This window comes from Rathayibacter rubneri (assembly GCF_023743255.1).
Taxonomy (GTDB): Bacteria; Actinomycetota; Actinomycetes; order Actinomycetales; family Microbacteriaceae; genus Rathayibacter; species Rathayibacter rubneri.
This window is the reverse complement of sequence record NZ_JAMRYM010000066.1, coordinates 1-21,264: the sequence shown is the minus strand read 5'-3', so window position 1 is coordinate 21,264 and position 21,264 is coordinate 1. Positions and strand designations below refer to the sequence as shown.

Genomic DNA, 21,264 nt, shown 5'->3' with positions numbered 1-21,264 from the left:
CTGCGGGGGCTGTTCGGGTGGGTGGAGCGGTACCGGTCGGGGGTTCCGGGGGTGTCGTTCTCGGCCAAGGGGATGGACCTCCGCGTCCCGTCAGCCCAGGCAGCTGTCCCGTCTCATGCACGAAGCATCGATGTTCACGGTGGTCCGAGACGGGCAGGGGGACGTCGGATTCCGCGCCCTGGAACCGAGGTTCGGATGCAGGGCTCCCCAGAGCGTAAGCGACCGTTACCGATTTGTCACCATTCGGCGGCACCGGATCCTCCGAACGAGCCTCGGCTCGACTCGGGATGCGCTAGGAGTCCGCCCAGCGTCCGGTCAGGATCGCCCGGATACGAGCCCGATCAGACGACGAGGAAGATGTGCGCCGCGACCTCGGTGGGGAGCTCGATGCCCGCCTCCGCGCCGTCGATGCGCACCAGGACGTAGCCGTTCAGCGCCGAGAACTCGCCCTCGGCACCCGGCATGACGCCCGCCTGCTTGAGCTGCAGCAGCAGCTCCGGGTCGACCTGCGCCGGCTCGCCGAGGCGTCGGACTACTCCGCGCTTGGGCTCGGTCGAGCCCGCGACGAAGCGCGGCAGGCTGATCACGCCGTCCGCGAAGCGCGACGCGGGGCTGTCGCCCAGCTCGTCGAGCCCGGGGATCGGGTTGCCGTACGGCGACTCCGTCGGGTGGTCGAGCATCTCGAGGAGGCGGCGCTCGACCTGCTCGCTCATGACGTGCTCCCAGCGGCAGGCCTCCTCGTGCACGAACTCCCAGTCGAGCTTGATGACGTCGTGGAGGAGGCGCTCGGCGAGGCGGTGCTTGCGCATGACGTGGATCGCCTTGCGGCGGCCGTCGGAGGTGAGCTCGAGGTGGCGGTCGCCCGAGACGACGACGAGGCCGTCGCGCTCCATGCGCCCGACGGTCTGCGAGACGGTCGGTCCCGAGTGGCTCAGACGCTCCGAGATGCGGGCGCGGAGGGGGATGATGTTCTCCTCCTCCAGCTCCAGAATGGTCCGCAGGTACATCTCGGTCGTGTCGATCAGATCCGTCATCTCAGCCTTCCCGTCTCGGCGCGCTCAACCTTACTGGGCACCGTGTCGCGACATCCGCGAGGCGTACGGCACCAGGCCTTCGTCACTCGAAGGAGGGGGCGAGCCGGGAACCCTAGTATTAACGCATGCCGGACGTCACCATTCCTCGCGAGCTCCTCCCCCACGACGGACGATTCGGCTGCGGCCCGTCCAAGGTGCGGCACGACCAGCTCGCGCATCTCGCGACCGAGGGCGCCCACCTCCTCGGCACGTCCCACCGGCAGGCCCCGGTCAAGAACCTCGTCGGCCGGGTGCGCGAGCACCTCTCGACGCTGTTCGACGTGCCCGAGGGCTACGAGGTCCTCCTCGGCAACGGCGGCTCGACCGCCTTCTGGGACTCGGCCGCCTTCTCGCTCATCGAGCGCCGCGCCGAGAACCTCACCTTCGGCGAGTTCGGCCAGAAGTTCGCGAAGGCCGCCTCCGCGCCGTTCCTCGAGCCCGCGCACGTGATCTCGGCGCCCGCCGGCTCGCGCAGCGAGGTGGAGGTGCTGGAGGGCGTCGACGTCTACGCCTGGCCCCACAACGAGACCTCGACCGGAGTCATGGCGCCCGTGACGCGGGTCCACGGCGACGAGGGCGCCCTGACCGTCATCGACGCGACGAGCGCCGCCGGCGGCATCGACTTCGACTCCTCGCAGGCCGACGTCTACTACTTCGCCCCCCAGAAGAACTTCGCGAGCGACGGCGGCCTCTGGTTCGGCCTCTTCTCGCCCGCCGCGATCGAGCGCGTCGAGCGCATCGCGTCGAGCGGCCGCTACATCCCCGAGTTCCTGAGCCTGAAGAACGCGGTCGACAACTCGCGCCTGAACCAGACGCTGAACACGCCGGCCCTCGCGACCCTCCTGCTGATGGAGTCGCAGCTCGACTGGATGAACGGCAACGGCGGCCTCGCCTGGGCCTCGGCCCGCACCGCCGAGTCCTCCTCCGCCATCTACGACTGGGCCACCGCCTCGCCGGTCGCGACCCCGTTCGTCGAGGTCCCCGAGCACCGCTCGCAGGTCGTCGCCACGATCGACTTCGACGCCTCGATCGACGCGGCGCTCATCGCGAAGATCCTCCGGGCGAACGGCATCGTCGACACGGAGCCCTACCGCAAGCTCGGACGCAACCAGCTCCGCATCGCCACCTTCACCGCCATCGAGCCGGACGACGTCCGGTCGCTGCTGAACTGCATCGACCACGTCATCGAGCGCCTGGCCGACTGAGCGGGTGCGGAGGATGAGGCTGTGGCTCCGCGAGGAGGAGCGCCGACCGAGTCCTCCGCCCTACCCGAGCGACGACGCCCGGGCGCTGCTCGTCGGCTGCCTGATCTGGCTGGCGGCGCTGATCGGCGTGCTCGTGGCGTCCGCGCTCGGAGGGGACGTCCCTCCGCTGGTGCTGTCGACCGTCGTGATCGGCGTCGTGCTCGGCACGATCGGCCTCTTCTACAGCCGCAATCGGCACTGAGGGCTCAGGCGGCGTCCGTCTCCATCGTGAGCGTCGCCTCGATCGGATCGATCGCGAGTTCCACGGTGACGCTCCCGAGCTCCGACAGCCGGGTCACGTGCGTCCCGCCGCACGGGATCGACGCCTCACCGGCGGGCAGATCGCACCGCCAGGTGCGCCGCGCGCTCAGGCTCGCGTCGTCCCTCTCGATCCGGACGTCCGCGTCGCTGCCGATCCACTCGGCGAGCAGCTCGTCGATCCGCTCCGTCAGCTCGGGCAGCGCCTCCTGCAGCCGGGCCGTGTCGAATCCACTGCGGCGCAGCGACTTGCCCAGCCGGTACACGTCCGTCGACCCCGAGGGCCGGATGAGGGACGACGCGATCGCCGCCTGATCGAAGTCGGCGCTGCCGAGCGAGTCGGTGCGGACCGGCTTGCTCCAGAAGTCGGCGAGGGCGGCGTTGAGCGCGAGCGATGCCAGGTGGCACGCGGTGTGGCCCCGCGACAGCGAGAGCCGCTCGGCGGGGTCGATCTCGACGCGGACCCGCTGACCCTCGGCGAGCGCCGACGCGTCGGCGACGAGGTGCGCGACGACGAAGCTCCACCCCTCGGTCCCGAGGCGCACTGGAAGACGGTCGCCGAGATGCAGCGCCGTGCCGTCCCACGCCGCGATCCGGGAGTCCAGGATCCGGTAGCGCAGGCCCTCCGCGACGAGGGCGCCCACGTCGGCACCCTGGTCCGGCCAGGTGGGATCGATCGGGTGCGCGGCCGTCTCGTCGAGGACGACGACCCAGCGGCCGTCCTCCCGCACGTCGAGGTGCACGATCGCACCCTCGGAGGAGGTGGCACCAGCGGGGTAGGAGACGAGCGTGTCGGAGTGGATCACGCCGCCCCCTCCCCCGCGATGCGCGCCAGGGACGCCGGCTCAGCGGTCGTCGTCGTCCCGGTCGTCGTCATCGTCGTCGTCGTCGTCGTCATCGTCATCATCCGAGTCGTCGTCGTCGGAATGGTCGTCGTCCGAGTCGTCGTCGTCCGAATCGTCGTCATCCGAGTCCTCATCGGCCGAGTCGTCATCGTCGGAGTCCTCGTCGTCGTCGAGCACGACCTGGTCGTCGAACTCGTCCTCCGCGTCGGAGTCCTCGTCGTCGGACGCCTCGTCGTCGTCGTCCACGTCCTCCAGCTCCTCGCCGGCTGCGTCCTGCGCGGCGCGGTAGTCGGCGAGGCGGTCGGTCCACGGGACCCAGTCGGGAGCCAGGACAGCGCCCTCACCGGGCAGCAGCTCGACCTCGAGGACGTTGACGTCCTCGGTCTCGTCGATGCGCGAGAGCGTCGCGGTCCAGAGCCATCCCGGATAGCCGCGCATGAGGTTGGCGAACTGGAGCGAGACGACGTGCTCGCCCTGGGCGAGCGTCGCCACCAGCGGACCGATCGTGTCGACGGGAGCGATGTCGGCGAGCGCCTCGCGGGCCCGGTCCTCCGACGCCGCGAGCACCGGGTCGAGCTCGTACACGGGCTCGGGTGCGACCTCGTCCGCGGCCTCGTCCGCCGCGGCGCCCCGCTCCAGGTCTCCGAGCTCGTCCGCCGCAGCGGCCGGCTCCGGGCCGCCGAGATCCTCGGAGGCACCCTCCTCGCCGGTCGTCGCGGTCTGCTCGAGCACCTCGTCCGACTCCGTCGCCTCGTCCGACTCCGTCGCCTCGTCCGACTCCGTCACCTCGACCTGCTGGGGCGCCTCCCCGAGCTCGCCCTGCGCGTCGGCGTCGTCCGCCGACCGCTCGGCCTGCTCGGGTGCCGCGGCGGCACGCTCATCGGAGCCGACGTCGGATCCTTCGAGAGGCTGGTCGGAGACCTCCTCCGCAGCGGGCGCAGCTGCCGCGTCCGCCTCGGCGCCGCCCGGAAGGAGGAGGGACTCCTGCCCCTCCTGCGACGCGGGGTCGCCGGTCGTCTCGTCGGCGTCAGGCATCCAGCTCGTCCGCGACCTTGCGCAGCAGGGCCGCGATCTTGCGTCCGTGAGCCTTGTCGGGGTAGCGACCGCGCTTGAGGCCCGTGCCGATCCCGTCGAGCAGCTTGACGGTGTCCTCGACGATCACCGACATGTCGTCCGCCGACTTGCGGTTCATCTTGACCATGCTGACGGGGGCCTCGAGGACGCGGGCCGACAGGGCCTGCGCCCCGCGCTTGCCGTCGGCGATGCCGAACTCGAGTCGCGTGCCGGGCTTCACCGCGGTCCCCGAGGGCAGCGCGGAAGCGTGCAGGAAGACCTCCTGGCCGTCATCAGTGCTGATGAAGCCGAAGCCCTTCTCCTCGTCGTAGAACTTGACCTTGCCGGTAGGCATGCAGAACCCCTCCTGGAATCGAAGCAGCCACCAGTTTAGAGGCTCCCCGGCTCGGCCTATCCTTGACGCGTGAAGCCACAGCCGCCCGCGGGCATCGGACGCGCCGAGCGCACCCTCGCCTACATGTTCATCGCGATCATCGTCGTGACGGTGCTGGCGTTCCTCGCCATCCTGATCGCTCCCGCGACGGGGCTGCGCGAGTACGAGGGCCCGCTGTGGCAGTTCGTCTTCGCGATCCCCCTCGTGGGCCTTCCCATCGCGTTCCTCATGATGATCGCGATGCTCGTCGTCGGAGTGCGCCGCCGCCGCGCCTCCTGACATCGCGGGCGCGAGGGCGGCGCCGAGCGATCCACCACTTCGCTCCCAGACTCTGTTCAGCCAACGCGCAGAAGATGTCCTCATGGACGGACCCCGCATTCTCATCGTCGACGACGAGCCCAACATCAGAGACCTGCTCACCACGAGCCTCCGCTTCGCCGGCTTCGCCGTGCGCGCGGTGGGGAACGGCGCGCAGGCCATCTCGGCCGTCCTCGAGGAGGAGCCCGATCTGATCATCCTCGACGTCATGCTCCCCGACATGAACGGGTTCGGCGTCACGAAGCGACTGCGCTCCGCCGGATACACCTCGCCCATCCTGTTCCTCACCGCGAAGGACGACACCGAGGACAAGATCACCGGCCTCACCGTCGGCGGCGACGACTACGTCACCAAGCCGTTCAGCCTCGACGAGATCGTCGCGCGCATCAAGGCGATCCTCCGCCGCACGATGCACGCGGAGGAGGACGCCGTCATCCGCGCCGGCGAGCTCACCATGGACCAGGACACCCACGAGGTCCTCGTCGGCGACGAGCCCGTCGAGCTCAGCCCGACCGAGTTCAAGCTCCTGCGCTACCTGATGCTCAACCCCAACCGGGTGCTCAGCAAGGCGCAGATCCTCGACCACGTCTGGGAGTACGACTTCAACGGCGATGCGGGCATCGTCGAGTCCTACATCTCGTACCTCCGACGTAAGCTCGACACGCATTCCGAGGAATCGCTCATCCAGACCAAGCGAGGATTCGGATACATGCTGAAGGTCGCGAAGGCCTAGCCTCCCGTCCGATCCACGTCGCGGAGCCCGAGGCTCCGCAGCCCGGCGGCCGTCCCTTCGAGGGGCGGCCGCCGTTCCGCCATCGAGGGAGTCCCACCGCCATGCACCAGACCCTGGCCGAGCGGTGGAACTCCATCTCGCTGCGCACGAAGATCACCGCGGTGACCGTGCTGCTGCTGACCCTCGGACTCCTGGTGTCGGGAATCGGCACCATGACGATGCTCAAGCCGCAGCTCATCTCGCAGCTCGACCGCAATCTGACGCTCAAGGCGCAGGCCGTCGCCGACTCCCTGAGCGCGATCGGCGAGGCGGGTCTCGACGACGACGACGCGGACTACGTCGGGGCCGTCTACGACGCGCTCGGCAACCGCGGAGACACGACGGCGGCCGGTCCGACCGACCCCGTCTTCCCCGAGACATTCACCATCGAGCAGGCGCTCAAGATGACGGACAAGGTCCAGCACGTCCTGAGCGAGAACGGCAAGATCGAGTACCACTTCGTCGCGACGACGTACTCGCAGGGCAACCAGATCGAGACGCTGCTCCTGGCGACGTCGACCCGGAACGTCGACTACATCATGACGCTCTACCTGACGATCTTCCTCGGCTTCGGAGTCGCGATCGTCGTCATCGGGGCGCTGCTCACGCGCCTGCTCGTGACCACCACCTTCGCCCCGCTGCGCGAGGTCGAGCGCACCGCCGCGGCGATCGCCGACGGCGACTTCAGCCAGCGCCTGGACGGCACCACCCCGAACACCGAGGTCGGGCGTCTGAACCGCTCCCTGAACGCGATGCTCGGGCGCATCGACACCGCGTTCCGCGATCGGGCGCGCACCATCGACCAGATGCGGCGCTTCGTCGGCGACGCGAGCCACGAGCTGCGCACTCCCCTCGTCTCGGTCCGCGGCTACGCCGAGCTGTACCGGATGGGCGCGCTGCAGACGCCCGAGGCCGTCGGCCAGGCGATGGAGCGCATCGAGAAGGAGGCGATCCGCATGGGCGGCCTCGTGGAGGACCTCCTCGAGCTGGCTCGCCTCGACGAGACCAAGCCGCTCGCCCTGGCGCCCGTCGACCTCATGCCGCTCGCCCGCGACGCCGCGATGGACGCCATGGCCTCGTGGCCCGACCGCGACTTCGGCGTCGAGACCCGCGACGACACTCCGATCGAGCCCCCCGCCCTCGACGAGGACGAGCCCGCCGACGGCGCGACCCAGCCGATGCAGACCGCCGCAGCGGGCCTCACCGGTCCGATCGCGGCCGCGAGCGCCCGGCTCGCGCGTCTGCGCCGCCGCCCCCGCCGCGTCGTCAAAGCGGAGGAGATCGCAGCGGGCACCGCCGAGGCCGCCCCGGAGGAGGCGGGCGTTCCCGCGCTCGTGATGGCGGAGGAGAACAAGATCCGCCAGGTGCTCACCAACCTCATCGGCAACGCGGTGCGGTACACGCCCGAGGACACTCCGATCGAGATCGGCGTCGCCGTCGACCGCCCCCGCCGCGTGGCGTTCCTCGAGGTCATCGACCACGGCGAGGGCATCCCGCCGCAGATCCGCGAGAAGATCTTCCAGCGCTTCTGGCGTGCCGACACGTCGCGCACCCGCGAGACCGGCGGCAGCGGACTGGGCCTCGCGATCGTCTCCTCCATCGTCAGCGCCCACAAGGGCCGCGTCGACGTCGTGGAGACCCCGGGCGGAGGCGCGACGTTCCGCGTCGCCCTGCCTCTCCTCACCGTCGGCCCGAACGGCGAGTCCTCCCCAGCCTCGGTCTGACCGCCTCCGCGATCACCGCCCTCGGGCCTACCGTTCTCGCACGCGCCGACCGGCGCCGACCGGAACGAGAGGACCCACCCATGACCCGCTACCAGACCGACATCGACGCGCTCACCACCATGACCGGCACCGCCCACGGCTACATGGACCGCATCCAGACGGAGGTCTCCGGGCTGCTCGCCCAGCTGACCGGGCTGGAGGCGTCCTGGCAGGGCCAGGCGTCGAGCGCGTTCCAGGGGGTGGTCGGCGTCTGGCGGGCGACGCAGGCGCAGGTCGACGAGGGGCTCTCGACCATCACCCTCGCCCTCGGCACCGCCGCGCAGCAGTACGAGGACACGGAGCAGGCGAACGCGCGGCTCTTCGGCTCCTGAGCGCGACACCGGACGGGCCGCACCACTCCGAGCGAGCGGTGCGCTCCTCCGGCCGGCGGTCGGCTGCGATCGGCGGAAGCCTGCGATCGGCGACGGGCCCGGACGCGCAGAAGGCGGCTCCCCCGGAGGGGAACCGCCTTCAGCGTGTGGTGCGGGTCGGGCTAGAAGTCCATGCCGCCCGTGGGGTCGCCGGCCGGGACCGGGTTCTTCTCGGGCTTGTCGGCGACGACGACCTCGGTGGTGAGGAAGAGGCCGGCGATGGACGCCGCGTTCTGCAGAGCGGAGCGGGTGACCTTGACCGGGTCGATGATGCCGGCGGCGATCAGGTCGACGTACTCGCCGGTCGCGGCGTTGAGGCCGTGTCCGGTGGGCAGCTCGCGGACCTTGGCGGCGACGACACCGGGCTCGAGACCGGCGTTCAGCGCGATCTGCTTGAGCGGGGCCTCGATGGCGACCTTGACGATGTTCGCGCCGGTCGCCTCGTCTCCGGTGAGCTCGAGCTTGTCGAAGGCGAGCTTGCCGGCCTGGATGAGGGCGACGCCACCACCGGCGACGATGCCCTCCTCGACGGCGGCCTTCGCGTTGCGGACGGCGTCCTCGATGCGGTGCTTGCGCTCCTTGAGCTCGACCTCGGTCGCCGCTCCGGCCTTGATGACCGCGACACCGCCGGCGAGCTTCGCGAGGCGCTCCTGGAGCTTCTCGCGGTCGTAGTCGCTGTCGGTGTTCTCGATCTCGGCGCGGATCTGCGCGACGCGACCGGCGATGGCCTCGGCGTCGCCGGAGCCCTCGACGATGGTGGTCTCGTCCTTGGTGATGACGACCTTGCGGGCCGAGCCGAGCAGGTCGAGGGTGACGTTCTCGAGCTTGAGGCCGACCTCCTCGGAGATGACCTGGCCGCCGGTGAGGATCGCGATGTCCTGGAGCTGCGCCTTGCGACGGTCTCCGAAGCCCGGGGCCTTGACGGCGACGGACTTGAAGATGCCGCGGATCTTGTTGACGACCAGAGTCGCCAGCGCCTCTCCGTCGACGTCCTCGGCGATGATCAGGAGCTGCTTGCCGGCCTGGATCACCTTGTCGACGACGGGCAGGAGGTCCTTGATGTTCGAGACCTTGGAGTTGACGATGAGGATGTAGGGGTCCTCGAACACCGCCTCCTGGCGGTCGGGGTCGGTCACGAAGTACTGCGACAGGTAGCCCTTGTCGAAGCGCATGCCCTCGGTCAGCTCGAGCTCGGTGCCGAAGGTGTTCGACTCCTCGACGGTGACGACTCCCTCCTTGCCGACCTTGTCGATCGCCTCGGCGATGATCGCGCCGATCTCGGGGTCCGCCGCCGAGATGGAGGCGGTCGCCGCGATCTCGTCCTTGGTCTCGATGGCCTTCGCGCCGGCGATGAGCTCGGCGGTGACGGCCTTGACGGCCTTCTCGATGCCCTTCTTCAGGGTGATCGGGTCGGCGCCGGCCGCGACGTTGCGCAGGCCTTCGCGCACGAGCGCCTGAGCGAGCACGGTCGCGGTGGTGGTTCCGTCGCCGGCGACGTCGTCGGTCTTCTTGGCGACCTCCTTGACGAGCTCGGCGCCGATCTTCTCGTACGGCTCGTCGAGCTCGATCTCCTTGGCGATCGAGACGCCGTCGTTCGTGATGGTGGGGGCGCCCCACTTCTTCTCGAGCACGACGTTGCGGCCGCGCGGGCCGAGGGTCACCTTGACCGCGTCGGCCAGAGTGTTGAGTCCACGCTCGAGGCCGCGGCGGGCTTCTTCGTCAAAAGCAATGATCTTGGCCATGTGTGTTTCTCGTCCCTCCCGGACGTCAAGAAAGTTTCATTCCTGGCACTCGGATGAACCGAGTGCCAAGAGCGATTCTGGCACTCACGGGTGACGAGTGCAAGCGACGCGACACGGGGCGGAACGACAGGAGCCGCCGTCCGCTCGAGGCGGACGACGGCTCCTCCGACGGGCGCGCGGATCAGACCACGCGCACCGATTCCGCCTGGGGTCCCTTCGATCCGCTGCCGACCTCGAAGGCGACGTGCTGGCCCTCCTCGAGGACCTTGTAGCCCGACATGTCGATCGCGGAGTAGTGGACGAACACGTCCTGTCCGCCCTCGTCGACCGTGATGAAGCCGTAGCCCTTCTCAGCGTTGAACCACTTGACGGTTCCGTTCGCCATTTCCACTCCCAAAGTGCTGTGCTGCCCTCGACACCAGCGATGCGCTAGTGCCTCCGATTCGAGATACTAATCCGCGGAATGACGCCGGAAACGGCCGGAACGGGCGTTCGGGAAAGAGTTGTCCGCGATTCAACACGGATTAAACGTGCCGGAAACAGAACGCCCCCTCCAACGCGAGGATGAATCGGCTCCAGGAGCCCGGAGGGGTCTCAGTCGACGGGGTAGTCAGCGCCGAGGACGACGACCAGATCGCCGGTCTCGACGAACTCGTCCCCCTGCACGATCGCGCCGACGCCGAGCGAGTCGACGAGGCCCAGCGCCGCGCCCTCGAGCGCGGCATCGCTGTAGTACACGGTCGTGACGGCCTGATCCTCGGAGTTCGCGTTCGCGACCGTCGGCACCGTCCATCCGGCCGTCGTCAGCTGGTCGCCCGCGCTCGCGGCGAGCCCCGCGGTCGCCGTCCCGTTCAGCACGGCGATCTGCAGCGCCGGATCGAGGGTCGGAGTCGCGGAGGGCGACGCCGACGCGTCCGCGATGCCCGTGGGGGCGGTGAAGACGTCGTTGAACTGGACGCGGTTGTCGATCACGAGGAGGCCGATGAATCCCAGGAGCACGATGACCCCCGTGGCCAGCGCCGCCCAGGCGAAGGCCACGAGGCGCGCGTGCGGGGCAGGAGGCCGACGGTGCGCTCCGACGCGCCCCTCCATCGCCGGGATCTCGTCGAAGCGGTCCTTGGGGTGCGTGTTCGACATCGGGTCGGGGCCGGCCTTCCGTTGCGGTGTGCTCGAGCAGCGGGTCTACTCGGGGCGCCCGAGGCGTCGTGCCGCGCGGGCACCGGAGCGTCCGTCGCGGATGCGCAGGAGGCGGTTGACGAGCATCGGGTCGTGAGCGAGGGCCGCCGGAGAGGCGAGGACCGCGCCGAGGACCTGATAGTAGCGGGCGACCGACAGGCCGAACCTGGACCGGATCGCGTCCTCCTTGTCGCCCGAGCGCGACGTCCACTCGCGCTCGAAGGCGAGGACCTCGCGGTCCCGGTCCGAGAGGGTCGCGCCCGCGCCCCGCGTCGTTCCCGTCGTCCCGCTCATCCCTCCAGCGTAGGCACGCCGCCCGCCCGCACCGGGGAGGCGCTCCGATACATGCTCACGTGGGCGATGCCCGCCTCCCGGTACTCCTCGCCGAACGCCGCGAACCCCGAGCGCGCGTAGAGCCCTGCGACGTACGTCTGCGCGTGCAGGAGCATCGCCTCCTGCCCGTAGCGCTCGACGACCGCCTGCACCAGGGCGTGGGCGAGTCCCTCGCCGCGCCGGTCCGCGCGCGTCACGACGCGTCCGATGATCCGGTGCGCATCGGCGTGCTCCGGCTCCTCGTCGCGGAGGGTGCGGAGGTACGCCGCGGTGCCCCGCTCGTCCGCGATCCACCAGTGGCGCGTGGTCGGCTCGAGATCGCGCGCGTCGAGCTCCTCGTCGTCCACTCCCTGCTCGCGGAGGAACACGTCGGTCCGGAGCCTCGCGAACGAGTGGACCTCCTCGATCGTGAGTTCGCTCCACGCCTTGGAGATCACGGAATGCGCCTGCACGGCGGAGAGTTTACGAGAGGAGGGGAGCACCCCCTCCCCCGTAAACTTGCGAGGAATCCTAGGGAGACCCATGTCGTCGTATTCCGTGAACAAGACCGACGCCCAGTGGCGCGAGGAGCTCGACCGCGAGCAGTACGCGGTCCTGCGCGAAGCCGCCACCGAGCGTCCGTGGACGGGCGAGCTGCTCGACGAGCACCGCTCCGGCCTCTACACCTGTGCCGCCTGCCACGCGGAGCTCTTCCAGAGCGGCACCAAGTTCGACTCCGGCTGCGGCTGGCCCAGCTTCTACGAGTCCGTGAACCCGGACGCGGTCCAGCTGATCGAGGACAGCACCCTCGGCATGGTGCGCACCGAGGTGCGCTGCGCCAACTGCGGCTCGCACCTCGGCCACGTGTTCCCCGACGGCTTCGGCACGCCGACCGGCGACCGCTACTGCATGAACTCGATCGCGCTCGAGTTCCAGGCCGAGAGCGAGTGACGGTGCCCACTCCGGTGCTCGACGCCGTCCTCGCCCGGCGCTCGCGGTCGAAGGTGACGGCTGAGGCGCCGGGGCACGCCGAGATCGCGACGTACGTCCAGGCGGCGTCGCGCCTCGCCGACCACAGCTCGCTGCGCCCCTGGCGGGTCATCGAGATCCGTGGAGCGGCGCGCGACCGCATCGGCCGCGCCTTCGCGGCGGCGTCCGGGTCGAAGAAGGACCCGCGCAAGTACATCGAGAAGACGCACCGCGCCTCGCTCCTGCTCGCCGTCGTGGTGAGCACGAAGAAGTCCAGCGTGCCGGACTGGGAGCAGGAGGCCGTCGCCTCGGGCGTCGCGCACCTCCTGAGCCTGCTGCTGGACGAGGCGGGGTGGGGCGTGTTCTGGCGCACCGGCTCCTACACGCGCTCCAAGGCCGTCCGCAAGGCGCACCGCCTCGAGAAGGGCGAGGAGCTCCTGGGCTGGCTGTACGTCGGGCGTCCCGACGGCAAGATCGGCGGGCCCAAGCGGCCGACGCCGGCCGAGAAGCACCTCAGCGTCCTCGCACCCTGACGCCCGCGGGCGCCCCGCCTCCCCGGCGCGGCGCCCGCGATAGTGTGTCCGCGTGCCTCCGGGCACCTGCCGACGTGGCGCAATTGGTAGCGCACCCGACTTGTAATCGGGCGGTTACGGGTTCGAGTCCCGTCGTCGGCTCCGCAGTTTTCGAGCCCACCCGCGCGTCGGATCGGGGCCGTGCTCCGCTCCGACGCACTCCGTGGTCGTCCCGCTGATCGGGAGTCCGGGTCGGCGAGCTCGCCGCACGTGGAACGCGCCTCTTCACGACGCGCACGACGACGAAGGGGCGCGCCCGGATCCTCCGGACGCGCCCCTTCGTCAGTGCTCGCTGAGCGTCAGCTCGCGGGCGTCGGAGTGGGCGACGCCGAGGAGTAGGTGTCGGCCGCCGAGGCGAGCACGAACGAGCTGAACGCCTCCGGGTCGGTGAGGGAGCCGGTGTACGCCTCGCCGTTCACGAGGACGGTCGGGGTGCCCGAGACCTTCTCGACCTCGGTGCCCGGCAGCGGTCCCGCGGTCGCCCGCTCGGTCGCGGCCTGCACCCAGCTCGTGAAGGAGCCGTCGTCGATGCAGGAGTCGACGGCGGCCGTGTCCTCGACTCCGGCGTCGGCCGCGTAGCCCTTGAGCTGCTTGTCGGACAGGCCGTCGGTGCCCTCGGCGGGCTGGTTCTCGAAGAGCAGCGCGTTGAAGTCGAAGAAGGAGTCGGGAGAGCTGTCGGCGACGCAGGCGGCGGCGTTCGCGGCGCGCTCCGAGTACTTCGTGCCGTTGGAGCGCGTGGTCAGGATCGCGATCGGGTGGATCTCGACGGTCGCGGCCCCGCTCTCGACCCACTCCTGGATCTGCTCGCCGTTGGTCGTCTCGAACTGGCCGCAGTAGGGGCACAGGTAGTCGACGTAGACGCGGATGTCGACGGTGCCCGTCGAGGTGTCGAGGTCGCTCGGGCTGGGGGTGCCGCTGGCGGGGATGGGGTCGGAGGTCTGAGCGACCAGGCCCTCGCCCACGACGAGGCCGTCGCTGGCCATGTTCGCCGGACCGGGGCCCACCTCGGCCGGGCGGAGGTTCGGCACGAGCACCAGGGCCACGATCGCCACGACGGCGATCACGGCGACGGCGAGCCCACCCTGCAGGAGGAGGCGGCCGGCGCGATCGCGGCGCTTCTGCTGCTCGCGGAGTCGTCGGGCCTTCTCCCTCGCTGCCTCTCGACGCTGATTCTTCGAGAGACGGTCGTTGGCTCCGCCGTTGGTCATGACAAGGACACTCCGAGAAAGAGAGGGGGAAAACGTCGCCGGGTCGCGACGCCGGAATCCTACGCGCGAGCCCTGGGAATCCCCCAAACGGCGGGCAGGCGCCGGGACCGCGAGCAGTGAGGAGCGGCCGCGGTGGCGCCGCTCGGGCGCGTGGCATACTGTGACGGTTGGCCGCCGTCGTCCACACGACGATGACCATCATCAATTCCATTCACTCGGATCGTCCGGCACGTACCTGCCGGTGAAGGAGCAAGAACAATGGCGTCCGTAACCTATGACCACGCGTCCCGCGTCTACCCCGGGGCCACGCGTGCCTCCGTCGACAAGCTGAACCTCGAGGTCGGCGACGGCGAGTTCCTCGTCCTCGTCGGGCCCTCCGGCTGCGGCAAGTCCACCTCCCTGCGCATGCTCGCCGGCCTCGAAGAGGTCAACGAGGGCCGCATCCTCATCGGCGACCGCAACGTCACGGACGTTCCGCCGAAGGACCGCGACATCGCGATGGTGTTCCAGAACTACGCGCTGTACCCGCACATGTCGGTCGCCGAGAACATGGGCTTCGCGCTCAAGATCGCCGGCATCAACAAGGACGAGCGCGCCGCGCGGGTCCTCGAGGCCGCGAAGATGCTCGACCTCGAGCCCTACCTCAACCGCAAGCCGAAGGCCCTGTCCGGAGGTCAACGTCAGCGCGTGGCGATGGGCCGCGCCATCGTCCGCAAGCCGCAGGTGTTCCTCATGGACGAGCCGCTGTCGAACCTCGACGCCAAGCTCCGCGTCCAGACCCGCACTCAGATCGGCACCCTCCAGCGCCGCCTGGGCATCACCACGGTCTACGTCACCCACGACCAGACCGAGGCGCTCACCATGGGCGACCGCATCGCGGTCCTCAAGGACGGCCTCCTCCAGCAGGTCGGCAGCCCGCGCGACCTGTACGAGAACCCGAACAACGTCTTCGTGGCCGGCTTCATCGGCTCGCCCGCGATGAATCTGTTCCACGCCGATGTCACCGACGGCGGAGTCAAGTTCGGCGACACGGTCCTCCCGATCGCCCGCGAGGCGCTCGCGAAGACGAGCCAGAAGGTCGTCACGCTCGGCGTGCGCCCCGAGGACGTCACCGTCTCGACGCAGCCCGGCGGCCTCCCCATCGAGGTCGACCTCATCGAGGAGCTCGGGTCGGACGGTTACCTCTACGGCCACACCGAGGTCGAGGGACGCCGCACCGACATCGTCGCGCGCGTCGACGGCCGCGTGCACCCCACCGCGGGCGACCGCGTCTACGTGACCGCGAACCACCGCGTGCACATCTTCGACGCGGAGTCGGGCGAGCGCCTCTCCTAAGGCCCCGCTCCCGCGCACACGCTGCCGCCGTCTCCTCCGGGACGGCGGCAGCGTTCGTTACCGCTCCTCCACCGCCCGACTTCCGACACGAACGGCGCTCCATGTCCGGATCCCTGAACATCACCTCCGCCACCGTCGACCCCGCCCTCCTCGACCTCCCGTGGAACCTGCGCCTCGACGACTGGCCCGACGCCTACATCGCCGCCCTGCCCAAGGGCATCTCGCGGCACACGGTGCGCTTCGCCCACCTCTCGGGACACGTCGTCGCCGTCAAGGAGACGACCGCCGAGATGGCCCGTCGCGAGTACGAGATGCTGAAGACACTCCAGCGCCTCGACGTGCCCTGCGTGGTGCCGGGAGCCGTCATCGCGAACCGCACGGACGACGAGGGCGGTGAGCTGCCCGCCGTACTGGTGACGCGCCACCTCAAGTTCTCGCTCCCCTACCGGGCGCTCTTCTCGCAGACGCTGCGGCCCGACACGGCGACCCGCCTCGTCGACGCCCTCGCCCTCCTGCTCGTCCGCCTGCACGTGATCGGCTTCTTCTGGGGCGACGTGTCGCTCTCGAACACGCTGTTCCGGCGCGACGCCGGCGCGTTCGCCGCCTACCTGGTCGACGCCGAGACGGGTCAGCTCTACTCGGGCGGGCTCTCGAACGGCCAGCGCGAGAACGACCTCGAGATCGCCCGAGTGAACATCGCCGGCGAGCTGCTCGACCTCGAGGCGGGCGGCCGCGTGGACGAGGACCTCGACCCGATCACCGTGTCGGACGGCATCGTCGCGGCGTACCGCAGCCTCTGGAAGGAGCTGACCGGCGTCGAGTCGTTCGCCACCTCCGAGCGCTGGCGGATCAACGACCGGGTGAACCGCCTGAACGACCTGGGCTTCGACATCGAGGAGCTCGCGATCAAGACCGACGACGCCGGATCGACGGTGCGGATCCAGCCGAAGGTCGTCGACGCCGGGCACCACCAGCGCCGGCTGCTCCGCCTGACCGGGCTCGACGCCCAGGAGAACCAGGCGCGGCGGCTCCTCAACGACCTCGACTCGTACACCGCGACCTACGGCAAGCAGGGTCTGGACGAGGAGATGGTGGCGCACGAGTGGCTGGCCCAGGTCTTCGAGCCGGTGATCCGCTCGATCCCGCGCGATCTGAAGGGGCGTCTGGAGCCGGCGGAGATGTTCCACCAGCTGCTGGAGCACCGCTGGTTCATGTCGCAGCAGCAGGCGCGCGACGTGCCGCTCGCCGAGGCGGTCACCGCGTACGTGAACGACATCCTGCGCCACCGCCGCGACGAGGCGACGATCATCGCCCCGCCCACCGAGGCGTTGACGCTCCCCAACCTGGTGATCGACGAGGCGGGCGACGCCGAGCTGACCGACGAGGACGCCGAGGTCGACTGGACGAAGAACGTCTGACCCGGACCGAGGAAGGGCCCGTGCGGAGTGATCCGCACGGGCCCTTCGTTGTTCGCGCCCGACGACAACGCCGCAGATCGCCGTGCCGGGGCCCTCGCTACTCGGTCGAGGCGCGGAGCTTCGAGATCTCGTAGAGCGCGACGGACGCCGCGATGCCCGCGTTCAGCGACTCCGCCGCCGAGCTGATCGGGATCGAGACGATCGCGTCGCACTGCTCGGTGACGAGGCGGGACAGCCCCTTGCCCTCGCTGCCGACGAGCACGAGCAGGGGCCGGTCGGCCAGCTCGAGCCCCGGAAGCACGGTGTCGCCGCCGCCGTCGAGTCCGATGACGAAGACGCCGTCGCGCTTGAAGTCCTTGATCATGGCGGTCAGGTTCGACGCCATGGCGACGGGGACGCGGGCCGCGGCTCCGGCCGAGGTCTTCCACGCGGCCGAGTTCAGACCCACCGAGCGGCGCTGCGGCACGATGACGCCCTGGCCGCCGAACGCGGCGACCGAGCGGATGATCGCGCCGAGATTGCGGGGATCGGTGATGCCGTCGAGAGCGACGAACAGCGGGACCTGCGCGCGGGAGATGCTGCGCTGCAGCAGATCGCTCGGGTGGGCGTACTCGTACGGCGGCACCTTGAGCACGAGGCCCTGGTGCACCGAGTCGGGGCCGGCGAGCCGGTCGAGCTCGGGGCGCATGACCTCGAGGACGGGCAGGCCGCGCGCGGTGGCGAGCTTGAGCGCCTCCTTGACCCGGTCGTCCATCTCGATGCGGGTCGCCACGTAGAGCGTCGTCGCGGGGATCTTCGCCCGCAGCGCCTCGAGAACGGAGTTGCGCCCCGTGACCATCTCGGACTCGTCGCCGCTCTTGGGCCTGCGCGACGGAGCGGGGCGGCCCGCTCCCCCTCGGGCGGCCGCCGACAGCGTGCTGCCGGGACGCCCCTTGCCGCCGGCGGCGACGAAGCGCTCGCGCGCCGCCTTCGCCTTGCCAGCGGGGTGGTAGGGGCGGTCCTCCGCCTTCGGCGTGGGCTTCTTGCCCTCGAGGGCCTGACGACCCTGACCGCCGGAACCGACGGCCTTGCCCTTGCTCTTCTTTCGGACCGCTCCTGGGCGGCCGGGCTTATTCGCCATCGAGACTCCAATGCGCACCCGTCTGGGTGTCTTCGATCGTGATTCCCGCCGCAGCGAGATCGGTTCGGATGCGGTCGGCGGCCGCCCAGTCGCGCTGCTCCCGCGCGGACTGGCGCTCGAGGACCAGACGGTCGACGAGGACGCTCAGAGCCCGGTAGGAGGGCTCGTCGTCGGAGCGCGCCCACTCGGGCGCCTCCGGGTCGATGCCGAGCACCGACGCCATGGCGAGGACCTGCGTGCGCAGCGCCGCGACGGTGCCCAGATCCTCGGCGTCGAGAGCGGCGTTGCCGGCCCGGACGGTCTCGTGCAGGACGCCGACGGCCTGCGGGACCGACAGGTCGTCGTCCATCGCCTCGGCGAACTCCTCGGGCACGAGCGGCTCGCCGAGGGTCGCGAAACGGGTGCCCTCCAGGCGTCGGCGCGACCGGTCGAGGAAGCCCTCGATCCGCTCGAGAGCGGCCTCGGCCTCGTCGAGCGCCCCGTCGTGGAACTCGAGCGTCGAGCGGTAGTGCGCCGAGCCGAGGTAGTACCGGACGACCAGCGGTCGCGCGGCGTCCAGGAGCTCGGACGCGAAGACGGAGTTGCCGAGCGACTTGCTCATCTTCTGCCCGGTCACCGAGACGAGGCCGTTGTGCAGCCAGTAGGAGGCGAAGGCGTGCCCCGCCGCGCTGGACTGGGCGAGCTCGTTCTCGTGGTGCGGGAAGCGGAGGTCGAGGCCGCCGCCGTGGATGTCGAACTGCGTGCCGAGGTACTTCGTCGACATCGCCGAGCACTCGATGTGCCAGCCCGGGCGGCCCCGGCCCCACGGCGAGGCCCAGGACGCCGACTCGGGCTCGTCGGGCTTCATGCCCTTCCAGAGGGCGAAATCGTGGGGGTCGCGCTTGCCGCGCGGGTCCGCGTCGGTCGCGGCCTCCATGCTCTCGAGGCGCTGGTGGGTGAGCGCACCGTAGTCGGGCCAGGAGCGGGTGTCGAAGTAGACGTCGCCGGACTCGTCGGGCGCGGGGTACGCGTGGCCCAGCTCGATGAGGCGCTGCACGAGCCCGATCATCTCGGCGATGCTCGCCGTGGCGCGCGGCTCGTAGGTGGGAGCGAGGATGCCGAGGGCGTTGTAGGCCGCCGTGAACTCGAGCTCGACGCGGTAGGCGAGGGCCCACCACTGCTCCGACGGCGCCCCCTCGGGCGCGGCGCGGCGCGACTCCTCGGCGATCGCGAGGATCTTGTCGTCGATGTCGGTGACGTTGCGCACGAGGGTGACGTGGAACCCGCGGTAGCGGAGCCAGCGCCGCAGCTGGTCGTAGACCAGGGCCGAGCGCAGGTGCCCGATGTGCGGGGAGGACTGCACGGTGGGTCCGCAGACGTACATCCCGACCTCGTTCGCACGGAGGGGGACGAAATCGACGAGGGCCTGGGCCTTCGAGTCGTGCAGTCGCAGAGTCACGGGGCGAGTTTACCGGGCGCGCCGCCTCCGGCCGGGCCGCGGATCAGCGCGCTGACGGGGCGGGGAGCACGAGTGCGGCGGCGGTCGCCGCCACTCCCTCGCCCCGGCCGGTGAAGCCGAGGGCGTCCGACGTGGTGGCGGCCACGCTCACCGGGGCGCCGAGCAGCCCCGAGAGCAGCTGCTGCGCCTCGTCCCGGCGCGGCGAGAACTTCGGGCGGTTGCCGATGAGCTGCACCGACACGTTGCCGATGATGAACCCCGCCGCCTCGACGAGATCGCGCGTCGCGACGAGGAACACCTCGCCGTGCGCGTTCGCGAACCGCGGGTCGGAGGTGCCGAAGCGGGAGCCGATGTCGCCGAGGCCCGCGGCCGCCAGCAGCGCGTCGCAGATCGCGTGCGCGACCGGATCCCCGTCGCTGTGGCCGGACAGGCCCCGCTCCCCGGGCCAGTGGAGCCCCGCGAGCCAGAGCGGCGACTCGTCGTCGAAGGCGTGCACGTCGGTGCCGATGCCGACCCGCGGAGGAGCGACGGGCGCCGGCGGGGCGAGGAGCTGCTCCGCCCGCGAGAGGTCCCACGGCGTGGTGATCTTGAAGGCGAGCGGGTCGCCCGCGACGACGACGGATCCGTGCCCGTGCGCCGCGAGGAGCGCCGCGTCGTCCGTGTGCTCCGTCCCGGCCGCCGCGTACGCGGCGTCGAGCAGTGCGCGCGGGAAGCCCTGCGGGGTCTGCACGGCGGCCAGCAGCGAGCGGTCGACCGTCTCGAGGATCGCGCCGTCGGCCTCGATGCGCTTGATCGTGTCCGTGACGGGCAGGCCGGGGACGACCCCTCCCCCGGTCGAGCGGACGGCCGCGACGACCCGCTCGAACTGGCCGACGGGAGTGAGGGCGCGCGCTGCGTCGTGCACGAGCACCGTGTCGATCGAGGGTCCGAGCAGCGCCAGGCCGCGGGACACCGACTCCTGACGGGTCGCCCCTCCGGCCGTGACCGCGATGCCGTCGGAGCCCGAGGCGCTGCGGCAGAGCGCGACGGTCTCGTCGACGAGCTCCGCCGGCGCCACGACGACGATCTCGACGGGCTCGGAGAGCGTGAGGACCGTGCGGAGGCTGCGCTCGAGGATCGTCCGGCCCGCGCAGTCGACGTAGGCCTTGGGGCGCTCCCGTCCGAGCCGGGTGCCGCTGCCCGCCGCGACGATCACGACGGCGACGGTGGGGGCCGACGCGGAGAGAGGGGTCATCGGGCACGTCCTTCCTCCGGCGGTCGCCGGCGGTCAGAGTACCAGGGGGTCTGCGCGAGTGAGGACCCCCTCGGTCGGACCGGCGCGGAGGGGTCGCTACGCTAATCTGGAGTCGGCTCGTGCACCGTGAAGACGCCCTGTCCGGGGCGAGCAGGGCCGACGATCTGGAGGAACCCGTGAAGGCGCGTATCGCTGCATCCGTCGTTCTCGCGGTCGGCGTCGCCCTCGCAACCGCCGGCTGCAACCTCGTCGCCCCCCAGGCGACCCGCAACATCTACGACCCGAGCGACGGAGTCGGAGCGACCATCGGCGATCTCGCCCTCCGCAACGCGTTCATCGTGTCGAACGACGGCGAGGAGGGCACTCTCGTCGTCACGATCGTCAACGACTCCGCCGACACCGAGACGCTCGAGGTGCAGTACGAGTCGAGCGAGGGCCGTACCGACGGCGAGCTCGAGCTCGTCCCCGGCCGGAACGACATCGGCCCGACCGCCGAGCAGGCGGTGACGATGACGGGCCTCGACACCGTTCCCGGCAGCCTGTTCCCCGTCTACTTCCAGTACGGCGACGTGGAGGGCAAGGAGCTCCTGGTCCCCGTGCTGACCAACGCCCTGGAGTCGTACGCGACCCTCACCCCGGCCCCCTCCGC

At 70.6% G+C, this 21,264-nt stretch carries 24 protein-coding genes and 1 tRNA gene; 12 read left to right on the top strand and 13 right to left on the bottom strand.

Features of this window, described 5'->3' with window-relative positions:
• Window positions 1-341 precede the first annotated feature (341 nt).
• Complete coding sequence (locus tag NB037_RS13810) at window positions 342-1,034, bottom strand: iron-dependent transcriptional repressor DtxR (RefSeq protein WP_251946630.1); 693 nt, start codon at window positions 1,032-1,034, stop codon at window positions 342-344.
• A 125-nt stretch (window positions 1,035-1,159) separates the two neighbouring features.
• Here NB037_RS13810 and serC point away from each other — a divergent pair, with 125 nt between their 5' ends.
• Together serC and NB037_RS13800 are read left to right on the top strand one after the other, a co-directional pair.
• On the top strand, window positions 1,160-2,278 hold the full coding sequence (gene serC, locus NB037_RS13805; protein WP_251946628.1) for a phosphoserine transaminase: 1,119 nt from the start codon (window positions 1,160-1,162) through the stop codon (window positions 2,276-2,278).
• 13 nt (window positions 2,279-2,291) lie between these two features.
• Window positions 2,292-2,519 carry a DUF2530 domain-containing protein gene (locus NB037_RS13800; RefSeq protein WP_251946626.1) on the top strand — a complete coding sequence of 76 codons (228 nt, stop codon included), beginning with the start codon at window positions 2,292-2,294 and terminating at the stop codon, window positions 2,517-2,519.
• Between the two features lie 4 nt (window positions 2,520-2,523).
• On the opposite strand, the gene NB037_RS13795 is transcribed toward NB037_RS13800, so the two are convergent.
• The 3 genes from NB037_RS13795 to NB037_RS13785 are packed head-to-tail and all read right to left on the bottom strand — an operon-like array spanning window position 2,524 to window position 4,828.
• Window positions 2,524-3,381 (bottom strand): alanyl-tRNA editing protein, encoded by an 858-nt coding sequence (locus NB037_RS13795; RefSeq protein WP_251946625.1) that lies wholly within the window; start codon window positions 3,379-3,381, stop codon window positions 2,524-2,526.
• Window positions 3,382-3,420: 39 nt separating this feature from the next.
• On the bottom strand, window positions 3,421-4,455 hold the full coding sequence (locus NB037_RS13790) for a DUF3027 domain-containing protein (protein ID WP_251946623.1): 1,035 nt from the start codon (window positions 4,453-4,455) through the stop codon (window positions 3,421-3,423).
• Window positions 4,448-4,828, bottom strand: coding sequence for a cold-shock protein (locus NB037_RS13785; RefSeq protein ID WP_251946622.1), 381 nt, complete (start codon window positions 4,826-4,828; stop codon window positions 4,448-4,450). Before NB037_RS13785 ends, NB037_RS13790 begins: the two co-directional genes overlap by 8 nt.
• Before the next feature lie 69 nt (window positions 4,829-4,897).
• Here NB037_RS13785 and NB037_RS13780 point away from each other — a divergent pair, with 69 nt between their 5' ends.
• The 4 genes from NB037_RS13780 to NB037_RS13765 all read left to right on the top strand — a co-directional run bounded on the left by NB037_RS13780 (window position 4,898) and on the right by NB037_RS13765 (window position 8,052).
• The gene (locus tag NB037_RS13780; protein WP_251946620.1) at window positions 4,898-5,146 is read left to right on the top strand and encodes a hypothetical protein; all 249 of its coding nucleotides are present in this window, start codon (window positions 4,898-4,900) and stop codon (window positions 5,144-5,146) included.
• A gap of 82 nt (window positions 5,147-5,228) precedes the next feature.
• Window positions 5,229-5,918, top strand: a complete 690-nt coding sequence (locus NB037_RS13775) for a response regulator transcription factor (protein ID WP_055787731.1) — start codon at window positions 5,229-5,231, stop codon at window positions 5,916-5,918.
• Window positions 5,919-6,019: 101 nt separating this feature from the next.
• Window positions 6,020-7,681, top strand: a complete 1,662-nt coding sequence (locus NB037_RS13770) for a sensor histidine kinase (protein WP_251946618.1) — start codon at window positions 6,020-6,022, stop codon at window positions 7,679-7,681.
• 80 nt (window positions 7,682-7,761) lie between these two features.
• Window positions 7,762-8,052: a WXG100 family type VII secretion target gene (locus NB037_RS13765; protein WP_251946616.1), complete on the top strand. Its 291-nt coding sequence runs from the start codon at window positions 7,762-7,764 to the stop codon at window positions 8,050-8,052.
• Between the two features lie 161 nt (window positions 8,053-8,213).
• Here the strand turns inward: NB037_RS13765 and groL are convergent, their stop codons facing one another.
• The 5 genes from groL to NB037_RS13740 form a co-directional block, all read right to left on the bottom strand.
• Entirely contained in the window at window positions 8,214-9,833 is a 1,620-nt protein-coding gene (gene groL, locus NB037_RS13760; RefSeq protein WP_207405914.1) for a chaperonin GroEL, read from the bottom strand.
• Window positions 9,834-10,014: 181 nt separating this feature from the next.
• Window positions 10,015-10,218, bottom strand: coding sequence for a cold-shock protein (locus tag NB037_RS13755; RefSeq protein ID WP_207405912.1), 204 nt, complete (start codon window positions 10,216-10,218; stop codon window positions 10,015-10,017).
• Window positions 10,219-10,427: 209 nt separating this feature from the next.
• Window positions 10,428-10,970, bottom strand: a complete 543-nt coding sequence (locus tag NB037_RS13750; RefSeq protein WP_251946614.1) for a LytR C-terminal domain-containing protein — start codon at window positions 10,968-10,970, stop codon at window positions 10,428-10,430.
• 45 nt (window positions 10,971-11,015) lie between these two features.
• A complete protein-coding gene (locus NB037_RS13745) occupies window positions 11,016-11,303 on the bottom strand; it encodes a DUF3263 domain-containing protein (RefSeq protein ID WP_207405908.1) in 288 nt (95 codons plus the stop codon).
• Entirely contained in the window at window positions 11,300-11,794 is a 495-nt protein-coding gene (locus tag NB037_RS13740; protein WP_251946612.1) for a GNAT family N-acetyltransferase, read from the bottom strand. Before NB037_RS13740 ends, NB037_RS13745 begins: the two co-directional genes overlap by 4 nt.
• 70 nt (window positions 11,795-11,864) lie before the next feature.
• Here NB037_RS13740 and msrB point away from each other — a divergent pair, with 70 nt between their 5' ends.
• The 3 genes from msrB to NB037_RS13725 all read left to right on the top strand — a co-directional run bounded on the left by msrB (window position 11,865) and on the right by NB037_RS13725 (window position 12,964).
• On the top strand, window positions 11,865-12,272 hold the full coding sequence (gene msrB / locus NB037_RS13735; protein WP_207405905.1) for a peptide-methionine (R)-S-oxide reductase MsrB: 408 nt from the start codon (window positions 11,865-11,867) through the stop codon (window positions 12,270-12,272).
• Window positions 12,273-12,274: 2 nt separating this feature from the next.
• Window positions 12,275-12,823, top strand: coding sequence for a nitroreductase family protein (locus tag NB037_RS13730; RefSeq protein ID WP_251946610.1), 549 nt, complete (start codon window positions 12,275-12,277; stop codon window positions 12,821-12,823).
• A 68-nt stretch (window positions 12,824-12,891) separates the two neighbouring features.
• Window positions 12,892-12,964 (top strand) — tRNA-Thr (locus NB037_RS13725).
• 197 nt (window positions 12,965-13,161) lie between these two features.
• Here NB037_RS13725 and NB037_RS13720 read toward each other — a convergent pair.
• Window positions 13,162-14,070 carry a DsbA family protein gene (locus NB037_RS13720; protein ID WP_251946608.1) on the bottom strand — a complete coding sequence of 303 codons (909 nt, stop codon included), beginning with the start codon at window positions 14,068-14,070 and terminating at the stop codon, window positions 13,162-13,164.
• A gap of 258 nt (window positions 14,071-14,328) precedes the next feature.
• Here NB037_RS13720 and NB037_RS13715 point away from each other — a divergent pair, with 258 nt between their 5' ends.
• Together NB037_RS13715 and NB037_RS13710 are read left to right on the top strand one after the other, a co-directional pair.
• Complete coding sequence (locus tag NB037_RS13715; RefSeq protein ID WP_207405899.1) at window positions 14,329-15,405, top strand: ABC transporter ATP-binding protein; 1,077 nt, start codon at window positions 14,329-14,331, stop codon at window positions 15,403-15,405.
• 101 nt (window positions 15,406-15,506) lie between these two features.
• On the top strand, window positions 15,507-16,823 hold the full coding sequence (locus tag NB037_RS13710; protein WP_207405897.1) for a DUF4032 domain-containing protein: 1,317 nt from the start codon (window positions 15,507-15,509) through the stop codon (window positions 16,821-16,823).
• A gap of 97 nt (window positions 16,824-16,920) precedes the next feature.
• Here the strand turns inward: NB037_RS13710 and rlmB are convergent, their stop codons facing one another.
• From rlmB to ispD, 3 genes are read right to left on the bottom strand one after another with little or no spacing between them, the layout of a single operon-like run.
• Window positions 16,921-17,943, bottom strand: coding sequence for a 23S rRNA (guanosine(2251)-2'-O)-methyltransferase RlmB (gene rlmB / locus NB037_RS13705; protein ID WP_251946606.1), 1,023 nt, complete (start codon window positions 17,941-17,943; stop codon window positions 16,921-16,923).
• Window positions 17,933-19,381 carry a cysteine--tRNA ligase gene (cysS, locus tag NB037_RS13700; RefSeq protein ID WP_251946604.1) on the bottom strand — a complete coding sequence of 483 codons (1,449 nt, stop codon included), beginning with the start codon at window positions 19,379-19,381 and terminating at the stop codon, window positions 17,933-17,935. Before cysS ends, rlmB begins: the two co-directional genes overlap by 11 nt.
• Before the next feature lie 43 nt (window positions 19,382-19,424).
• Window positions 19,425-20,615, bottom strand: a complete 1,191-nt coding sequence (ispD, locus tag NB037_RS13695; RefSeq protein WP_251946602.1) for a 2-C-methyl-D-erythritol 4-phosphate cytidylyltransferase — start codon at window positions 20,613-20,615, stop codon at window positions 19,425-19,427.
• A 176-nt stretch (window positions 20,616-20,791) separates the two neighbouring features.
• Here ispD and NB037_RS13690 point away from each other — a divergent pair.
• Window positions 20,792-21,264: hypothetical protein (locus NB037_RS13690; protein ID WP_251946599.1), on the top strand; the 473-nt coding region annotated here is incomplete at its 3' end.

Bases quoted from the DNA above. Each gene is read 5' to 3' on its own strand.
- NB037_RS13810 (WP_251946630.1), bottom strand. From the start codon at position 1,034: ATGACGGATCTGATCGACACGACCGAGATGTACCTGCGGACCATTCTG.
- serC (WP_251946628.1), top strand. From the start codon at position 1,160: ATGCCGGACGTCACCATTCCTCGCGAGCTCCTCCCCCACGACGGACGA.
- NB037_RS13800 (WP_251946626.1), top strand. From the start codon at position 2,292: ATGAGGCTGTGGCTCCGCGAGGAGGAGCGCCGACCGAGTCCTCCGCCC.
- NB037_RS13790 (WP_251946623.1), bottom strand. From the start codon at position 4,455: ATGCCTGACGCCGACGAGACGACCGGCGACCCCGCGTCGCAGGAGGGG.
- NB037_RS13785 (WP_251946622.1), bottom strand. From the start codon at position 4,828: ATGCCTACCGGCAAGGTCAAGTTCTACGACGAGGAGAAGGGCTTCGGC.
- NB037_RS13775 (WP_055787731.1), top strand. From the start codon at position 5,229: ATGGACGGACCCCGCATTCTCATCGTCGACGACGAGCCCAACATCAGA.
- NB037_RS13770 (WP_251946618.1), top strand. From the start codon at position 6,020: ATGCACCAGACCCTGGCCGAGCGGTGGAACTCCATCTCGCTGCGCACG.
- NB037_RS13765 (WP_251946616.1), top strand. From the start codon at position 7,762: ATGACCCGCTACCAGACCGACATCGACGCGCTCACCACCATGACCGGC.
- groL (WP_207405914.1), bottom strand. From the start codon at position 9,833: ATGGCCAAGATCATTGCTTTTGACGAAGAAGCCCGCCGCGGCCTCGAG.
- NB037_RS13755 (WP_207405912.1), bottom strand. From the start codon at position 10,218: ATGGCGAACGGAACCGTCAAGTGGTTCAACGCTGAGAAGGGCTACGGC.
- NB037_RS13750 (WP_251946614.1), bottom strand. From the start codon at position 10,970: ATGTCGAACACGCACCCCAAGGACCGCTTCGACGAGATCCCGGCGATG.
- NB037_RS13745 (WP_207405908.1), bottom strand. From the start codon at position 11,303: ATGAGCGGGACGACGGGAACGACGCGGGGCGCGGGCGCGACCCTCTCG.
- msrB (WP_207405905.1), top strand. From the start codon at position 11,865: ATGTCGTCGTATTCCGTGAACAAGACCGACGCCCAGTGGCGCGAGGAG.
- NB037_RS13720 (WP_251946608.1), bottom strand. From the start codon at position 14,070: ATGACCAACGGCGGAGCCAACGACCGTCTCTCGAAGAATCAGCGTCGA.
- NB037_RS13715 (WP_207405899.1), top strand. From the start codon at position 14,329: ATGGCGTCCGTAACCTATGACCACGCGTCCCGCGTCTACCCCGGGGCC.
- NB037_RS13710 (WP_207405897.1), top strand. From the start codon at position 15,507: ATGTCCGGATCCCTGAACATCACCTCCGCCACCGTCGACCCCGCCCTC.
- rlmB (WP_251946606.1), bottom strand. From the start codon at position 17,943: ATGGCGAATAAGCCCGGCCGCCCAGGAGCGGTCCGAAAGAAGAGCAAG.
- ispD (WP_251946602.1), bottom strand. From the start codon at position 20,615: ATGACCCCTCTCTCCGCGTCGGCCCCCACCGTCGCCGTCGTGATCGTC.